14 protein-coding genes are annotated in these 14,851 nt (G+C 68.9%); 9 read left to right on the top strand and 5 right to left on the bottom strand.

All coding sequences use genetic code 11. From position 1 onward, the window contains the following. Window positions 1-7 precede the first annotated feature (7 nt). On the bottom strand, window positions 8-454 hold the full coding sequence (locus tag ACFOWZ_RS46490; protein WP_382380872.1) for a carboxymuconolactone decarboxylase family protein: 447 nt from the start codon (window positions 452-454) through the stop codon (window positions 8-10). A gap of 50 nt (window positions 455-504) precedes the next feature. Between ACFOWZ_RS46490 and pdxR the strand changes: the two genes are divergently transcribed. Next, window positions 505-1,842 (top strand): MocR-like pyridoxine biosynthesis transcription factor PdxR, encoded by a 1,338-nt coding sequence (gene pdxR, locus ACFOWZ_RS46485; protein ID WP_382380870.1) that lies wholly within the window; start codon window positions 505-507, stop codon window positions 1,840-1,842. Here the strand turns inward: pdxR and ACFOWZ_RS46480 are convergent. From ACFOWZ_RS46480 to ACFOWZ_RS46465, 4 genes are all read right to left on the bottom strand, one after another. Beyond that, window positions 1,825-3,348: a serine hydrolase domain-containing protein gene (locus tag ACFOWZ_RS46480; RefSeq protein ID WP_382380868.1), complete on the bottom strand. Its 1,524-nt coding sequence runs from the start codon at window positions 3,346-3,348 to the stop codon at window positions 1,825-1,827. The genes pdxR and ACFOWZ_RS46480 overlap by 18 nt on opposite strands. A 7-nt stretch (window positions 3,349-3,355) precedes the next feature. After that, window positions 3,356-4,561: an exo-beta-N-acetylmuramidase NamZ family protein gene (locus ACFOWZ_RS46475; RefSeq protein WP_382380866.1), complete on the bottom strand. Its 1,206-nt coding sequence runs from the start codon at window positions 4,559-4,561 to the stop codon at window positions 3,356-3,358. After that, window positions 4,558-6,213, bottom strand: a complete 1,656-nt coding sequence (locus ACFOWZ_RS46470) for a glycoside hydrolase family 3 protein (protein ID WP_382381320.1) — start codon at window positions 6,211-6,213, stop codon at window positions 4,558-4,560. The genes ACFOWZ_RS46475 and ACFOWZ_RS46470 overlap by 4 nt, the downstream gene beginning before the upstream one ends. 626 nt (window positions 6,214-6,839) lie before the next feature. After that, window positions 6,840-7,634, bottom strand: coding sequence for an HAD-IB family hydrolase (locus tag ACFOWZ_RS46465; RefSeq protein WP_382380864.1), 795 nt, complete (start codon window positions 7,632-7,634; stop codon window positions 6,840-6,842). 436 nt (window positions 7,635-8,070) lie between these two features. Between ACFOWZ_RS46465 and ssd the strand changes: the two genes are divergently transcribed. From ssd to ACFOWZ_RS46425, 8 genes are all read left to right on the top strand, one after another. Continuing rightward, window positions 8,071-9,105 (top strand): septum site-determining protein Ssd, encoded by a 1,035-nt coding sequence (gene ssd, locus ACFOWZ_RS46460; RefSeq protein WP_382380862.1) that lies wholly within the window; start codon window positions 8,071-8,073, stop codon window positions 9,103-9,105. Between the two features lie 1,196 nt (window positions 9,106-10,301). Next, on the top strand, window positions 10,302-11,414 hold the full coding sequence (locus tag ACFOWZ_RS46455) for a TadA family conjugal transfer-associated ATPase (protein WP_382380860.1): 1,113 nt from the start codon (window positions 10,302-10,304) through the stop codon (window positions 11,412-11,414). Next, window positions 11,411-12,178, top strand: coding sequence for a type II secretion system F family protein (locus tag ACFOWZ_RS46450; protein ID WP_382380858.1), 768 nt, complete (start codon window positions 11,411-11,413; stop codon window positions 12,176-12,178). Before ACFOWZ_RS46455 ends, ACFOWZ_RS46450 begins: the two co-directional genes overlap by 4 nt. Then, window positions 12,175-12,702, top strand: a complete 528-nt coding sequence (locus ACFOWZ_RS46445; protein WP_382380856.1) for a type II secretion system F family protein — start codon at window positions 12,175-12,177, stop codon at window positions 12,700-12,702. Before ACFOWZ_RS46450 ends, ACFOWZ_RS46445 begins: the two co-directional genes overlap by 4 nt. Window positions 12,703-12,714: 12 nt before the next feature. Next, window positions 12,715-12,876: a DUF4244 domain-containing protein gene (locus ACFOWZ_RS46440; protein ID WP_382380854.1), complete on the top strand. Its 162-nt coding sequence runs from the start codon at window positions 12,715-12,717 to the stop codon at window positions 12,874-12,876. Window positions 12,877-12,886: 10 nt separating this feature from the next. Beyond that, window positions 12,887-13,186: a TadE family type IV pilus minor pilin gene (locus ACFOWZ_RS46435; protein WP_382380852.1), complete on the top strand. Its 300-nt coding sequence runs from the start codon at window positions 12,887-12,889 to the stop codon at window positions 13,184-13,186. Continuing rightward, complete coding sequence (locus tag ACFOWZ_RS46430) at window positions 13,183-13,608, top strand: Rv3654c family TadE-like protein (protein WP_382380850.1); 426 nt, start codon at window positions 13,183-13,185, stop codon at window positions 13,606-13,608. Before ACFOWZ_RS46435 ends, ACFOWZ_RS46430 begins: the two co-directional genes overlap by 4 nt. A gap of 198 nt (window positions 13,609-13,806) precedes the next feature. Continuing rightward, complete coding sequence (locus ACFOWZ_RS46425) at window positions 13,807-14,427, top strand: bifunctional DNA primase/polymerase (RefSeq protein ID WP_382380848.1); 621 nt, start codon at window positions 13,807-13,809, stop codon at window positions 14,425-14,427. Window positions 14,428-14,851: the final 424 nt, after the last annotated feature.

Raw genomic sequence — 14,851 nt, 5'->3', positions numbered from 1 at the left:
CGCTCGCTCAGCGGACGTCGGGGCGCTTCCTGGTCGAGACGGCGATCCGGTTCCACGAGTTGATCGTGAAGATCAGGGCGATGAGCTGCGCGAGCTCCTCCTCGTCGAAGTGCTTCGCGGCCCGCTCGTAGACCTCGTCGCTGACGTACTCGTGGCTGCTCAGGACGGTGATGGCCTCGGTCAGCCGCAGCGCGGCCTGCTCCTTCTCGGTGTACAGGTCACCTGCTTCCTCCCACGCGCTGAGCAGGTAGATGCGGGCCTCGGTCTCGCCGCCCTTGCGGGCGTCGACGGTGTGCATGTTGAGGCAGTAGGCGCAGTGGTTGAGCTGGGAGGCGCGGATGCGGACGAGCTCGGCGAGCTGCTCGTCGAGACCTTCGCGGGCGGCGGCGTCGAGGGCGATCATGGCGCGGTAGACCTTCGGGGCCTTCTTGGCGAGGTCGATGCGGTTCGTCATGCCGTTGAACCTATGCCGCTGATTGGCCCTGGGCATGGTGCAATCTGATCGTGGAATCGTGGGCCAATCTTGACTTCCACCTGGACCTGTCCGGTCCGGGTGGCCTGCGGCACCGGTTGACGGCGTCGCTGCGGGAGGCGGTCCGGTCGGCGCGGCTGCCTCCTGGGACCCGCCTGCCGGCCTCGCGGTCGCTCGCCGCAGACCTGGGGATCGCGCGGAACACCGTCGCCGAGGCGTACGCGGAACTGGTGGCCGAAGGGTGGCTGACCGCCCGTCAAGGTTCGGGAACCGTTGTCGCGCAACGGGTCGCGCCACCTCCTCCGGTGACGCGCCGGACCGCGGACGCGGACGTGCGGTTCGACCTGACGGTGTCCACACCGGACATCACCGAGTTCCCGCGCACGGAGTGGGTCCGCTCGACGCGGCGGGCGTTGATGGCGGCGCCGTCCGAGGCGTTCGGGCCGGGTGACCCGCAGGGCCGGATCGAGCTGCGGACGGCACTGGCCGAGTACCTGGCGCGGGCACGTGGCGTGCGGGCCGACCCCGAGCGGATCGTGGTGTGCTCGGGGTTCGCGGACGCCGTGCGGATGTTCAACCGGCTGCTCAAAGGTCCTGTGGTGGTCGAGGAGTACGGGCTCGACTTCCACCGGTCGTTGTGGAGGTCGACCGTGCCGTTGGCGGTGGACGACCACGGCGCGAACACCGAGCAGTTGCCGGACGACCGTCGTGCGTGTGTGCTCACGCCGGCGCACCAGTTCCCGCTGGGAGGGCCTCTGCACCCGTTGCGGCGCGCGTCGGCGGTGGAGTGGGCACGGCGCGTGGGTGGCGTTGTGCTGGAGGACGACTACGACGGCGAGTTCCGCTACGACCGGCAGCCCGTGGGAGCCGTGCAAGGGCTGGATCCCGAGCACGTGGTCTACCTGGGGACGTCGAGCAAGGCGTTGTCGCCGGCGTTGCGGATCGCGTGGATGGTGCTGCCCGACCGGTTCGTCGATCCGGTCCTGGCGTTGAAGACCGATCGTGAGCAGTACATCAGCATGCTCGACCAGCTGACGTTGGCCGACTTCTTGTCGTCGGGTGCGTACGACAGCCATGTGCGGCGCATGCGGTTGAAGTACCAACGGCGGCGCGACCGGCTCGTGGAAGCTGTCTCGCCGTACGCGTCGGTGTCCGGTATCGCGGCCGGTATGCACGCCGTGCTCGACACACCGCACGAGAGCGCCATCGTGCAGACGGCGCGCGAACGCGGGATTGAGGTCAGTGCTCTCTCGTCGTTCCGGCACGAGCTGAGCGACGACGACCGCACAGGGATCGTGGTGAGTTTTGGAGCGCCCGCGTTTCCACGGGCGCTCCAGCCGTTCGCCGCGGTGCTAGCGGCTTGCTGCTGACCAGCCTTCTGCCGTGACGTTTCCGCGTGCGTGCACGTAGACGCCACGGCCGTTGTACTGGCCTGCCTTCGTGTAGACGAAGCGGGTCTTGACGGGTTCTGTCGGCACCCAGCGGCGGCTCGTCGTCGTGATCGCGCGGACGTCCTGCCACTGCGTTCCGTCCCAGTGCTGGATCGTCAGCTTGTCGCCCTTGTCGACGTCGACGAAGACCTCGACCGGGCGGTCCGCGGTGAGGGTGCCGCCGGAAGTCGTTGCGCGCCACTGCCTCCCGTTCGCCTTCACGGCGAGCGCGTTGGCCAGACCGTCGGCGACGACCCGGCGCGCGGGGTTCACGCTGCCCCAGTCGCGGCTGGGGTGCACGCGGTTGGTCAGCAGGATCGCGATCGACCGTGAAGCCTTGTCGATCACGAACGACGTGCCGGTGTAGCCGGTGTGGCCAGCTGTGCCCATGCCGCTCAGCCCGCCCATGTACCAGCGCTGGTCGAGCTCGAAGCCGAGGCCGTGGGCGTTGTCGGGGAACTGCTGGTTGAAGTTCGTGAGCATCAGCTCGACGGAGTGCTCGCTCAGGATCCTGCGGCCCTGGTAGGTGCCGCCGTTGAGGATCGTCTGGCCGAGGATGGCGAGGTCTTTGGCCGTGCCGAACACACCGGCGTGTCCGGCGACTCCTCCGAGGGACCACGCGTTCTCGTCGTGCACCTCGCCGCGGACCATGCCGCGTGGTGGCGCGGACTGGAACTCCGTGGCGGCGGTGCGGGCTTTGGCCTTCGGGTTGTAGCCGGTGTCCTTCATGTTGAGCGGCTTGGTGATGCCGTCTCTCACGGCCTGGTCGAGCGTCTTGCCGCTGACGCGGTGGACGAGCTCGCCGAGCGTGATCAGGTTCAGGTCGGAGTAGACGTACGTGGTGCCGGGGGTGGATTTCGGCTTCACGTCCATGACGGCTTTGATGCGTGACGGGACGTCTGGGTACAGCTTCCACAACGCGATGAACGGTTCGAGGCCGCTCGTGTGTGTGAGGAGCTGCTTGACGGTGATGTTCTCTTTGCCGTTCACGCCGAACTCAGGCAGATAGGTGGCGACGCGTTCGTCGATGTCGACCTTGTTCTGCTCGACCTGCTGGATCACCGCGATCGACGTGAAGAGCTTGGAGATCGAGGCGAAGTCGAAGATCGTGTCCTTCTGCATCGGGACGCGTTCTCGTTCTGGCAGCTGGGTTTCCTGGTCCTTGTAGAGCACCGCGTAACCCGTGCGGTCGTGCGTGACGATCTTGCCGTCGTGCACGTACATCGTGACGGCGCCGGCGAAGAGCGGTTTGCCGTTCGCCTGGGGCTTCTGGAACTCGCGGAGCTGCCGCAGCGCCGTGTTGATCGGCGCCGGGTCGAGGTTCGCCCAGTACGGGTTGGACTCGCGCAGTGTCGTCCAGGGGTTCGCGAAACCGTCCTGGGGCTGGTCGAAGTGGCCGGGGATCGCGGCCGTCACGAGTGCGACGGCCAGTGCAGGGATGAGCATGGCGTCCTCACCGGTAGCGCAGGTAGGGCAGGCGGGTGCGGCGGAACTGCTGGAGCTCCTGCTGCCACGCGCCGACGATCTCGTCCAGTCCGGCTCGGGCGTCGATCATCCTGCGCAGCCGGTCGGAGCCGCTGAGCTTGTCGATCCAGTTGTCGGGCCGCCACGCGAACACACCGGGGTACAGCGACTTCGCGGTGATCAGCATGGCGACGGCGGCCTTGATGGCGTCGAAGGAGTGCGGATCGGTGACGTGCAGGCTGACACCGCCGCAGGTCTTGCCCTGGAACTTGTTGAACGTCGGCGAGAAGTAGGTCTCGCGGAACCGGACGCCCTTGAGGTTGAGCGCGTTGAGCTGCTCGGCCCAGCGCCAGTCGATCCCCGGTGCGCCCACGGTTTCGAACGGGCGGGTGGTGCCGCGGCCCTCCGAGAGCACGGTGCCCTCGAACAGGCACGTGCCGGGGTAGACCAGCGCGGTGTCCTGGGTGGGCATGTTCGGGCTCGGCGGCACCCACGGCAGTCCGGTGTCGAGGTCGTTGCGGCGCCAGTGCTTCACGTTGACCACTTCGAGGTTGGTCCTGACGTCGAACTCGCCTCGGAAGAAGCGCGCCAGTTCGCCGACGGTCATGCCGTGCTGCTGCACGATCGGCTTGAGGCCGACGAAGGTGGCGTAGGCGGGGTCGAGCTGCGGGCCGTTCGCGGTGCCACCGACGGGGTTCGGTCGGTCCAGGACGATGAAGTCGAGGTTCGGTGCGGCCTGCATCGCCGTGTACATCGTCCAGATGTACGTGTAGAAGCGCGCGCCTACGTCCGCGATGTCGAACACGAGCGTGTCGATGCCTGCTTTCGTGAACATCGCTTGGATCTTCGCGGCGTTGGCGCCGTACGTGTCGTACACCGGGATACCGGTGCGTGGGTCCGCGTAGTCGCCCTCGGAGCCGCCTGCTTGCGCGGTGCCGCGGAAGCCGTGTTCAGGACCGAAGACGGCGAGCGGTTTGGCGTCGTGGGCGACCATCGAGTCGACGATGTGGGTCTGGTCTTCGAGGACGCCCGTCGGGTTCGTGAGCACACCGACCTTGCGGCCCTTCAGCTTGCGCCAGCCGTCGCGCGCGAGTTGCTCCGCGCCGGTGGCGAGCTTCGGGGCCGCGATGGCGGTGCCGGTGGTGACGAGGGGGACGGACAGTGCGCTTGCCGTGAGGAAGCTCCGCCTTCTCACCAGGTCACTCCGTGTCCGAACGGGTAGGGGGTCGGGCCGGGCACGTCGACGGGGAGCTTGCCCTGCGGCTTGGTCTCGCCGAGCAGGATCTTCGCCAGCGCCTCCATGGAGACGGTCGTGGTGGAGTAGGTGGCGAGCCACGTCTTGGCGTTGCCGTACGCGACGTCGTACGGGTTGCCGGTGGCGGCCGCGATGACCGGTTTGCCGGTGGCGACCAGCTGGTTGAGCAGGTCGAGCTGCGCGGGCCTGGTGCTCAGGTTGTTGGTCAGGACGACGATCTTGTCGGCGTTCGCCGCCGCTGCCAGCGCCTGTTGGGTCTGCGCCGGCGTGGGGCTGGTCGCCGTGACGACCTTGGTGCCCTTGATCCTGGTGGCGAGAGCCGTCACCGGGGCGTCCGCGGTGCCGACGACCAGTGCAGCGGTGGCGTTCAGCGGGATCGCCTGGGCGTCGTTGCGGACGGCCGTGATGGTGCGGTCGGCGATGGCCTGGGCTCGTTGCCCGTTCGACCCGACGATCTGGTCGACCTTGCCCTCGTCGGCCTCGGTGGTCAGCATGACGCCGCGCAGGAGCTTCATCTTGAGGATGCGCAGGACGCTCTGGTCGATGCGCTGCTCGGAGATCTCACCGCTGCGGACGGCCTTGACGACGCTGTCGATCGCGAGGCCCAGGTTCGGCGGCATCAGCAGCTGGTCGACACCCGCCTTGATGGCGAGCACCGGGATCTCGGCGTCGGAGTGGAGCTTGCGGACGCCGGCCATCTCCAGCGAGTCGGTGATGACGACGCCGTCGTACTTCAGCTCCTCGCGCAGCAGACCGGTGATGATCTTCGGGCTGAGCGTGGCCGGGTTGCCCGACGGGTCGATCTGCGGCACCTGGATGTGCGCGGTCATGATCGAGTCGATCTTGGCGGCGACGGCGGCCTTGAACGGCGGTGCGTCGATCTGACGCCACTGGTCGAGGCTGCGGTTCGAGACCGGCAGGGCGGTGTGGCTGTCCTCGGACGTGTCGCCGTGGCCGGGGAAGTGCTTGGCGGTCGAGGTGACCGAGTTCGGGTCGAACCAGCGCCGGCCCTCGTAGCCCTGGATCTGGGCGGTGAGCATGTCGGCCGCGAGCTTCGGGTCGCTCGAGAAGCTGCGCACGCCGATGATCGGGTTGGCCGGGTTGGAGTTGACGTCGGCGTCCGGTGCGAAGTTCTGGTTGATGCCCATCGCCCGCAGCTCCTGGGCGGTGATGCGGGCGGCCTCCTCCGCGTCCTGCGTGCTGCGGCCGGCGCCCAGCGCCATGTTGCCGGGCAGCTGCGTGGCCGGCGGGCCGATGCGCGTGACGAGACCCATCTCCTGATCGGTCGAGATGAGCAGGGGGATGCGGCTGGCCTTCTGCAGGCCGTTGGAGAGCTGCGCGATCTGCTTGGGGGTGTCGATGTTGTCGCGCGTGGAGTTGTTGAAGTAGATGACACCGCCGGGCTGGTACTTGCGCACCACGTCCGCGGCGGTGGCCACTCCGAAGTCGGTCTGGTTCTTGGGGTGCGGGACGTCGGCGGCCTGGCCGTTGACGTACGTGACGAAGAGCTGGCCGACCTTCTGTTCCAGCGACATCCCGCGCAGCGTGGTCACAGCGGCGTCCGCTCTCGCCACCGGCGTGAGGGCGACCATTGCTGTGACCAGCGTCAACGCGGCGAACTTCCGCACTGTCCGAGCCTCCCGGTGATGTTCCCACAGGTAACTGGCGTATTTCGCAAGTTACTCACGGCAGCGTGGTGGGTCAACGGGCGGACATTCTGCCTTTCGGGGGGTTTCGTTGCCGTAACAAGCAGACGGGGCACCCTCGAAAGGGTGCCCCGTCTTCAGCGCGGGCTTGCGAGTTACCAAGCGTGCAACTCGTGTCGTACAACCCTGGCCTCGGCGTCCGGCGTCCCGGTACGCAGGCCCTAGACGACAAGCCTCCCGCGGCGTGCTGCGCGTGGGTACTCGAAGTCCGCGCACGGAGCCCTGCCGGGGTGGAGTCTGGCTTCTCTTCGCCAGGTCCCTGGCCGACCCGAGGTCCGCACCACCATTTAAGTGCGTGCGGGCGGTCACAGCAAGGGCTCGGAAGGGTGCACCGTTCAAGCCACGTTCAGTAGTGAAAGTACTGGCGTTTCTGGATTTGTGAGCGTTTGTTCGCGTTCGGGTACCGCCACCAGGGCGGCTCCGTGCACTCACGCGGGCACCACGTGTGCGCGGTGTTGCCGCTACTCGCCGGTACGTGTCTCGAAGGGTGCGTATGTCCATCACGGACTTGACTAGTCGCGGTTCCGCTTGCGCCGCAGGCCGTACCAGGCGGCGCCGGCCGCGGCGACCGCGCCGAGGCTGATCGCCGTGACCGCGACTGCCTTGCCCGACGGGGTGGGGATGCGGGCGCGCAGGCTCACCGGGTCGACGAACTGCTGCACCGGCCAGTCCTTCTCGAGCGCGATGCGACGCAGGCCCCGGTCGGGGTTCACGACCATCGGGTGGCCGACGACCTCCAGCATCGGCAGGTCGGTGACGCTGTCCGAGTAGGCGTAGCTCCGGGAGAGGTCGTAGCCGTGCTCGGCGGCGAGCTGCTTGATCGCGACGGCCTTGTTGTCGGCCGCGCAGTAGAAGTCGATGTCGCCGGTGTAGCGGCCGTTCTGGATCACCATCTTCGTGCCGACGCTGTAGTCCGCGCCGATCATCTGCGCGATGGGGGCGACGAGCTCCGCCCCGGACGCGCTCACGATGACGACGTCGTGGCCCTGCTCCTTGTGGTCGGCGATCAACTGTGTCGCTTCCTTGTAGACGAGTGGATCGACGATGTCGTGCAGCGTCTCGCTCACGATGCTGCGGATCTGCTCGACGTCCCAGCCCGCGGCCAGCGCGGTGATGTGCGCGCGCATGCGGTCCATCTGGTCCGCGTCCGCCCCGGCGAGCATGAACACGAACTGCGCGTAGGCGCTCTTCAGCACCGCGCGGCGGTTGATCAGACCCTCCTGGAAGAAGGGACGACTGAACGCCAGCGTGCTCGACTTCGCGATCACGGTCTTGTCGAGGTCGAAGAAGGCGGCGATCCGACTCATGTACCTCAGCTTAGGTGTACTCGTCAGTAGGCCGTTCGGGCGGCATTTCGTTCGTGTACGAAACCGTTGTGCGCCACGGTTACCGAAACTTGCTCCGCAGCAGTTGCCGAAGTTGCGCGCAGGACTGGCGCATGGGGATACAGTAGGAGAGTCCGGTTCGACGGACGGGTTCAGTCCGACCCCCCGGGACTGAACCATTGACGACCCCCGTCCCTCCCCCCTGGCGGGGGTCGTCCCATATCCAGAGCCCGTTTCCTCGTGGCATCGACTGGACCTCTGCCGCCCTTTCCCAGCAACCCCTCAGAGTCGCACGCATCCCCGACAGTCCCGGTGTCCGAGGGCTCTCAAGATCGCGACTTGTCCACACCCGCCGATTTGTCCACATCTGGATCTTCCCTCGTTGTGTCGTTCATCACGACAGTCGACGGTGGACCCCATGACCCACCCCATCGCCCTCCTGACCGACGACACGCTGCTGGACGAGGTCCTCCGCGTGGCCGCAGCAGCCGACTGCCAGCTCACCTGCGCCCCGGACGTGACGTCCCTGCGCGCCCAGTGGCACACCGCCCCCTTGGTCCTGCTCGACCCGCCGTCGGTGTCCGCGTGCCTGGACGCAGGCTTCCCCCGCCGCGCGGGCGTGCTCGTCATCCACGGCGGCGACCCGCCGTGGGCACCAGCCGTGGCCCTGGGCGCCGACGCCGTCCTGGAACTGCCCACCGAGGGCCGCTCCCTGGTGAGCGCTCTCAGCGACCTCGGCGAGGGCCCACCGTCAGACCGAGGCCGCGTGGTCTCCTTCGTCGGCGGCAGAGGCGGCGCAGGAGCCTCGATCCTGGCCGTAGCCTGCGGCCGCGAGGCCGTGGTGGCCGGAGGCGAAGCGATGCTCGTCGACTGCGACCCGCTGGGCGGCGGCCTGGACCTGGCTCTGGGCACCGAGTCCGAAGAGGGAGCCCGCTGGCCAGGCGTGCACTGCACAGGCGGCCGAGTCCCGATGTCGGCCCTGCGAGCGGCCCTCCCCACCTCCGGCAGCCTGAGCGTCCTGGCCTGCGACAGAGCAGGCCCAGACCCAGAACCAGCAGCCGTGGCAGCAGTCCTGGACGCAGGCCGCCGAGCCGGCAACACCGTGGTCTGCGACCTCCCCCGCCACCCCACAGCAGCAGCCTCGGCAGCCCTGGACCGCACAGACCTGACCATCCTGGTGGTCCCAGCCGAAGTCCGAGCCACAGCCGCCGCCACCCGTCTGGCCACCCACCTCCTCACCCAGGGCCGAACCATCCGCCTGGTGGTCCGAGGCCCGTCCCCAGGCAACCTCCAAGCCACCGAAATGGCCGACGTCATAGGCATCCCCCTCCTGACCCAAATGCGCCCGGAACCGGGCCTGCCCGAGGCACTGGAACGCGGCCGCTTCCCCCGCAACCCCAAGGGCCCACTGGCCACAGCAGCCCGCCTGGTCCTGAAAGAACTCCGCCCATAACCACCTCGCCCGTGCGCACAGACAGGCGATCCTCCGCATCGCGCCGGTCCACACACCGGCCAGGAAGAGGCCGCCGCCATGGCTGATGTCGTTGTGCGCCAATCCCACGGCTCGCCTAGATAACTTCCTGCGCCATCCCGCACGGCCCGACTCTCCGCTCGGCTGATCTCCCCACGCGGTCCTTTCGGCCCTCGCTCGAGGCTCGCCCATCCAGACGGATCCGCTCCCTCTCCGCCGGCCACCCTCCCGCCTGGGCTGTTGGTCAACCCACTCCAACCGTTGCCGCGAAAGGAATCCAGCCCGTGACCCGCCTCCGAATCTGGTGCCGGATGTTGCTCAACCTCATCCACTACGGCCGCCCCACCCCACCTCCGTACATCTTCAGGGAGCCCCCGAAATGACCCGCTTCCTCGCCTGGTGCCACGAAACCTGGCTCCGCGCCACCCGCCGAGAAATCCCCCGGGGCCGCCACGCCCGCCACCCCAACCACGACCGACCCACCCAATGCCACCCAGAGGCCGCGACATGACAACCCGCGCCCACCGCACCCCGAGCGCGCGCCCCAACCACCCCACGCCCACCTCACCCGGAGCGCGCGACACAACTGCCCCCAAGCCACCCGCGCTCGCCCGGAATCCGTGCCATGACGGCAGTCCGGATCACCCGCGTTCACCTGGAGACGCGCCATGACCACGATCCGCATCGCCTGCACTCGCCCGGAGGCAGCGCCATGACCACGCCTCTGACCACCCGTGCCCACCACCCCAAGGGTCGCGCGACACAACCGCCCTCAGGCCACCCGCGCCCACCGCCCCCGAGTGCGCGACGCAACTGGCCCGGCCACCCGCGCCCACCCGGAGTCCGTGCCCCCAAGACAGTCCTGACTGCTCGCACCCACCTGGAGGCGTGCGATGACCGCAGTCTGAATTGTTCGCGCTCACCGGGAGGCGCGTCATGACCGCTGCCGGTGCCCGCCCGGAGTCGGCGTCGTGGTCGCAGTCGTGCTCACCCGCGCCCGCCCGAAATCGGCGTTGTGGCCGCAGCCCTCCTCACCACCCACTCGAAATCTCGCGCCGCGACCGCAGTCCCGCTCACCCCGCCCGCCCGGGAGCCGGCGACATCACCGTCCGCATCCCCAGACCACCCGCACCCGACGCCGAGCCCGCACCCCGCCGACCCATCCCAGAGGCCGCAACATGACCGCCGCCCTCATCGACCGAGTCCGCCACCGCCTGGCAGGCGCCGACATCGAATTGACCGCCGCCGTAGTAGCCCACGCAGTCCGCTCAGAAGCCGGCGGCGTCCTAGCCGACTCAGACGTCCTGGAAGCACTCCAGGTCCTCCGCCAAGAGTTCAGCGGCACCGGCCCCCTGGACCCTCTCCTCGCAGACCCCGGCACCACCGACGTCCTCGTCACCGCACCGGACCAGGTCTGGGTCGACGGCCCCGACGGCCTGCACCGCACCACGATCACCTTCCCCGACGAGGACGCGGTCCGCCGCCTCGCCCAACGTCTCGCGGTGGCCGCCGGCCGTCGCCTCGACGACGCCTCGCCGTGCGTCGACGGGTGGTTGCCCGGCAGCGGGGTCAGGCTGCACGCCGTTCTGCCGCCCATCGCCCACAGCACGTGCTTGTCGCTGAGAGTCCTCCGCCAGGCCACCCACGACCTGAAAGCGTTGCAGCGGCTCGGAACGTTCGACGCCGAGATCGCCGACGTGCTCAGCCAAATCGTCCGCGAACGCCTGGCGTTCCTGGTCACCGGCGGCACCGGGTCGGGGAAGACGTCGTTGTTGTCGGCGCTGATCGCATGTGTCCCGCACACCGAACGGGTCGTGTGCGTCGAGGACGCCGGTGAGCTGCACCCCGACCATCCGCAGTTCGTGCGGTTGCTGGCGCGGCCCGCGAACGTCGAGGGGGCCGGCGAGATCACCGTCAGGAACCTCGTGCGGGAGGCGTTGCGGATGCGGCCCGACCGGATCGTCGTCGGTGAGGTGCGGGGTGCGGAGGTTCGCGAACTGCTCATGTCCCTCAACACCGGGCACGAAGGTGGCTCCGGGACGCTGCACGCCAACTCTTCGGCCGAGGTGCCGGCGAGGCTCGAAGCGTTGGGGGCGTTGGGCGGGCTCGACCAGCAGGCGTTGCACAGTCAGGTTGCTGCTGCTGTGAGGCTGGTGCTGCACATGCGGCGGGACGGCAACTCGCGCTACCTCAACGAGATCGGGGCGTTCGTCCGCAACGGGAACACGCTCGAAGTTCGTCCTGTCTGGACGAGGAAAGGCGGCTGGCAACAGAAGGAGCTGTTGTGGTGAGCCTTCTGCTGCTGGCAACGGCGCTGCTGGTCTGGCCCCAGCTCAAGCCACTCCGCAGGCTCAGGCCCAGAACCAAGCGAGAAGTCGTTGTGCCGCCGTACATCTGGCTGGCATCGGCAGTCGTCGTCACGTACCTGGCGGCTGGCGTTGGTGGACTGATCGCCGGAGCCGTGCTCACGACGGTGATCTACCGGATCCTCAAGCACGGCAAGCGGAACAAGGCTCTCCGAGCGGCGACTGAAGCGCTCAGCAACGGGCTGGGCGGCGTGATCGACGAGCTGCGCGCCGGGGCCCATCCCGCGGCGGCGGCCGAAGGTGCGGCGCAGGACACGCCTGCTCCGGCGGCGGAGGTGTTGAAGGCCGCTGCGGCCACGGCGCGGCTGGGTGGTGATGTGGAGCGGACGTTGCGGGAGTTGCGTCAGCCGTTGCTGAGGTCGGCGGTGGATCAGCTGGCCAGGGCGTGGCGCGTTTCGGCGAAGCACGGGGTGGCGTTGGCCGATGTTCTGGACGCCACCAGGCGTGACCTCGACCAGCGGGCGGCGTTCGCGCGGCAGGTGCACGCGCGCATGGCCGGGCCGCGGGCCAGTGCGGCGGTGCTGGCCGGGCTGCCGGTGTTCGGGGTGTTGCTGGGTGAGCTCAGTGGTGCCAGGCCGTTGCACGTCCTCGTCGGGACGACGGCGGGGCAGGTTCTGCTGGTCCTCGGCGCCGTGTTCCTGGCCGGCGGGCTGTGGTGGACGAAGCGGATCACGGGGGTGGAGCCGTGACGTTCCTCCTCCTCGCGTTGGCGGTTCTCGCGCTACCGGTGTCGCCACGAGCGATCGCACGGTTGAGGCCCCGAGCGCACGATCCGCCGCCTGCCACCAAGAAGAGCGACGGTCCGTTCGAACGGGCCGCCGCGTGGGACCTGCTGGCCGCCTGCCTGCGGGCCGGGCTGCCGGTGCCCACGGCGATCCAGGCGGTCGGCATCGAAGAGCTGAGTCGAGTCGCCGAGCTCCTGCGGCTCGGGGCCGACCCGGTTACGGCGTGGGCACCCGCGCTGGAGTTGCCCGCCACGGCGAAGCTCGCGAGGGCCGCCAGGAGGACCGCGCGGTCTGGTGCGGCGCTTGCCGGGCAGACCGCCGAGCTCGCCGCGCGGACCAGGGCCGACGCGGCTGACCGGGCGGAGGCGAAGGCGCAGAAGGCCGCGGTCGCGGTGGCGGCGCCGCTCGCGCTGTGTTTTCTGCCGGCGTTCCTCTGCCTCGGCGTGGTGCCGGTGGTGCTGGGGCTCGCCGGTCAATTCCTCAACTGAAGGAGACGAGAGATGGAACTGCTCAAGGACGACAGCGGCATGAGCACCGTGGAGTACGCCATCGGGACGTTGGCCGCGGCCGCGTTCGCCGGGGTGCTGTACGTGCTGGCCACCAGCGACTTCGTCCACAACCTGTTGCAAGGGCTGATACAGCGTGCGCTGTCTTCGGTCTGACGACCGGGGGATGGTCACGGTCGAGGCGGCCATCGCGGTGTGTGCGCTGCTGGTGGTCATGGGGCTGGCGGTCGCCGGGCTGACGGCGGTCGTCGAGCAGATGCGGTGCACCGACGCGGCTCGGGAGGCGGCGCGGCTCACTGCGCGCGGTGAACGGCAGCGCGGAGAGGCGGCCGTCGGGCAGATCGCGCCCGGTGCCGGTGTCGTGATCCACGACCAGGTGGACGCGGTGAAGGTCGTCGTGCACAAGAGAGGTCCGCTGGGCCTGCCGCTCAGCGCGGAGGCGTTCGCCGTGCTGGAGCCGCGATGAACGGTGAAGCGGCAGCCGGCGAGCGCGGATCGGCTGCGGTGAGCGGTGTGGTGGCGATGTTGCTGCTGATCATCGTCACGGTGGCCGGTGCGCAGGTCGGCGCGGCGGTCGTCGCGCGGCACCGGGTGACCGGTGCGGCCGATTTGGCGGCACTCGCGGCCGCCGCTCGTCTCACCGATGGCGACGAAAGTGCTTGTGAGCAGGCGAAACGAGTGGCGCGGGCCAACAGGGCCGAGCTGGTCGGCTGCGCGGTGAGCGGTTGGGAGGTGGTTGTGGAGCTGTCGGCGATTACGCCGTTCGGCCCGGTGAACGCACGTTCCAGGGCAGGTCCGGCTGAAGATCGAAGCGTTTGGAGCGCGACGAGCGGTCGCCTCCGGGCGGTGAGCGGACTCACACCGGTGCCTGGGAATGCTGAACGGTGATCGAACCAAACGCCCGGAGTTCAGTGGCTCGTTCTCGCGAAGGGCGTTCGTCGTCTCGTAGCTACCAGTTGTCGAGCGGGGGTTACGGAGGCCGGTGCCGGTGTCGTTAGTTGTAGAGGCGGCACCGACGCGGTGTCCTACGAACACCGGCACCACGTCGATGTCGAAGCGCAGAGCCTAGGAAGAAGGCGACGGAAGATGGATTGGTCGGACAGCTGGCGCGGGGCCTTCCGCATCGAACTGCGTGCCGAGGCCGTCAGCCTCGCGTACCGCGGTTGGCCCGTGCTGCCCGGCACCTACCCGGCCGGTTCTGAGCAGGGTGTCACCCAGTGGGCGGGCCGCAGCGGGCTCGAGCTCCACGGCCCGATCCCCGTGCACCGCGACTGGGTCGACCGCATCGGGACGCGTCCCGACCAGGTCGCCACGTGGTGGGCGGGTCGCTCCTACAGCCTTCTCGTCGCCACCGGTCACGTGGTGGACGCGATCGAGGTCGGCACCGACCTCGGCCGCCGCGCCGCCGTCGCCCTGCGGTCGATCGGCGTTCCCGTGCCGATCGCCGCGACCCCGTCCGGCCGGTGGATGTTCCTCGTGAAGTCCGGCTCGAAGCTCAACGCCGAGCTGGCCGACAACAGGGACGTGCACCACTACGCCCAGGGCGAGTACATCCCTCTGCCGCCCACCCCGATGGCGCACGGTGTCGTGCACTGGCGGGTCAAGCCGTCGATCTGCGGCTGGAACCTGCCGGACGCGCACGTCGTGCAGGACGCACTCGTCGAGGCGCTGCACGCCCCGGCCGTTCGTCAGCTCGAAGTCGTCTAACCACAACTACAAAGCCCGGCCGCGCTGGGTGTCGTCGTGGACTCTCCCCGACAACCCCGAAGACGATGCCCTGCGCGGCCGTTCCAACCCCAGCCCGATCCGATGATCGGCCCTCGTACCCCGCACTTCGGGGGCCGCGGAGGACCGGGCGAAAAGCCGAACACGCACCCCGAAGGACAGCCTCCCGCACCAGCGACCGGGCCGAGGAACGTTAGTGGCAGAGCGCCAGCTCTGCCGCGGTCGGCGAAGCCGGCTCCTCCCCGGAGTTCGTCACACAGCAGTCGACACCGACGCCTCCCGCGTGTCCTGTTGAGACGAACACACCAGATTCCGCCGATGTTCCAAGGGATCCGGTCGCGAAGCGGTAGCAGGCGGGAAAACAGTGTTCGGCACGTGGAGAGCGCGCGCCGCGGGTACCCGTGAG

It is taken from the genome of Lentzea rhizosphaerae (assembly GCF_042649515.1).
Taxonomy (GTDB): Bacteria; Actinomycetota; Actinomycetes; order Mycobacteriales; family Pseudonocardiaceae; genus Lentzea; species Lentzea aerocolonigenes.
This window is presented reverse-complemented; position numbering and strand designations above follow the sequence as displayed.

What these genes read in the sequence shown, in the direction of transcription:
- ACFOWZ_RS46470 (WP_382381320.1), bottom strand. Translation starts at nt 6,213, where the DNA reads ATGGTCGCCCTCACGCCGGTGGCGAGAGCGGACGCCGCTGTGACCACG.
- ACFOWZ_RS46490 (WP_382380872.1), bottom strand. Translation starts at nt 454, where the DNA reads ATGACGAACCGCATCGACCTCGCCAAGAAGGCCCCGAAGGTCTACCGC.
- ACFOWZ_RS46480 (WP_382380868.1), bottom strand. Translation starts at nt 3,348, where the DNA reads ATGCTCATCCCTGCACTGGCCGTCGCACTCGTGACGGCCGCGATCCCC.
- ssd (WP_382380862.1), top strand. Translation starts at nt 8,071, where the DNA reads ATGACCCACCCCATCGCCCTCCTGACCGACGACACGCTGCTGGACGAG.
- ACFOWZ_RS46455 (WP_382380860.1), top strand. Translation starts at nt 10,302, where the DNA reads ATGACCGCCGCCCTCATCGACCGAGTCCGCCACCGCCTGGCAGGCGCC.
- ACFOWZ_RS46430 (WP_382380850.1), top strand. Translation starts at nt 13,183, where the DNA reads ATGAACGGTGAAGCGGCAGCCGGCGAGCGCGGATCGGCTGCGGTGAGC.
- ACFOWZ_RS46465 (WP_382380864.1), bottom strand. Translation starts at nt 7,634, where the DNA reads ATGAGTCGGATCGCCGCCTTCTTCGACCTCGACAAGACCGTGATCGCG.
- ACFOWZ_RS46425 (WP_382380848.1), top strand. Translation starts at nt 13,807, where the DNA reads ATGGATTGGTCGGACAGCTGGCGCGGGGCCTTCCGCATCGAACTGCGT.
- ACFOWZ_RS46440 (WP_382380854.1), top strand. Translation starts at nt 12,715, where the DNA reads ATGGAACTGCTCAAGGACGACAGCGGCATGAGCACCGTGGAGTACGCC.
- ACFOWZ_RS46435 (WP_382380852.1), top strand. Translation starts at nt 12,887, where the DNA reads ATGGTCACGGTCGAGGCGGCCATCGCGGTGTGTGCGCTGCTGGTGGTC.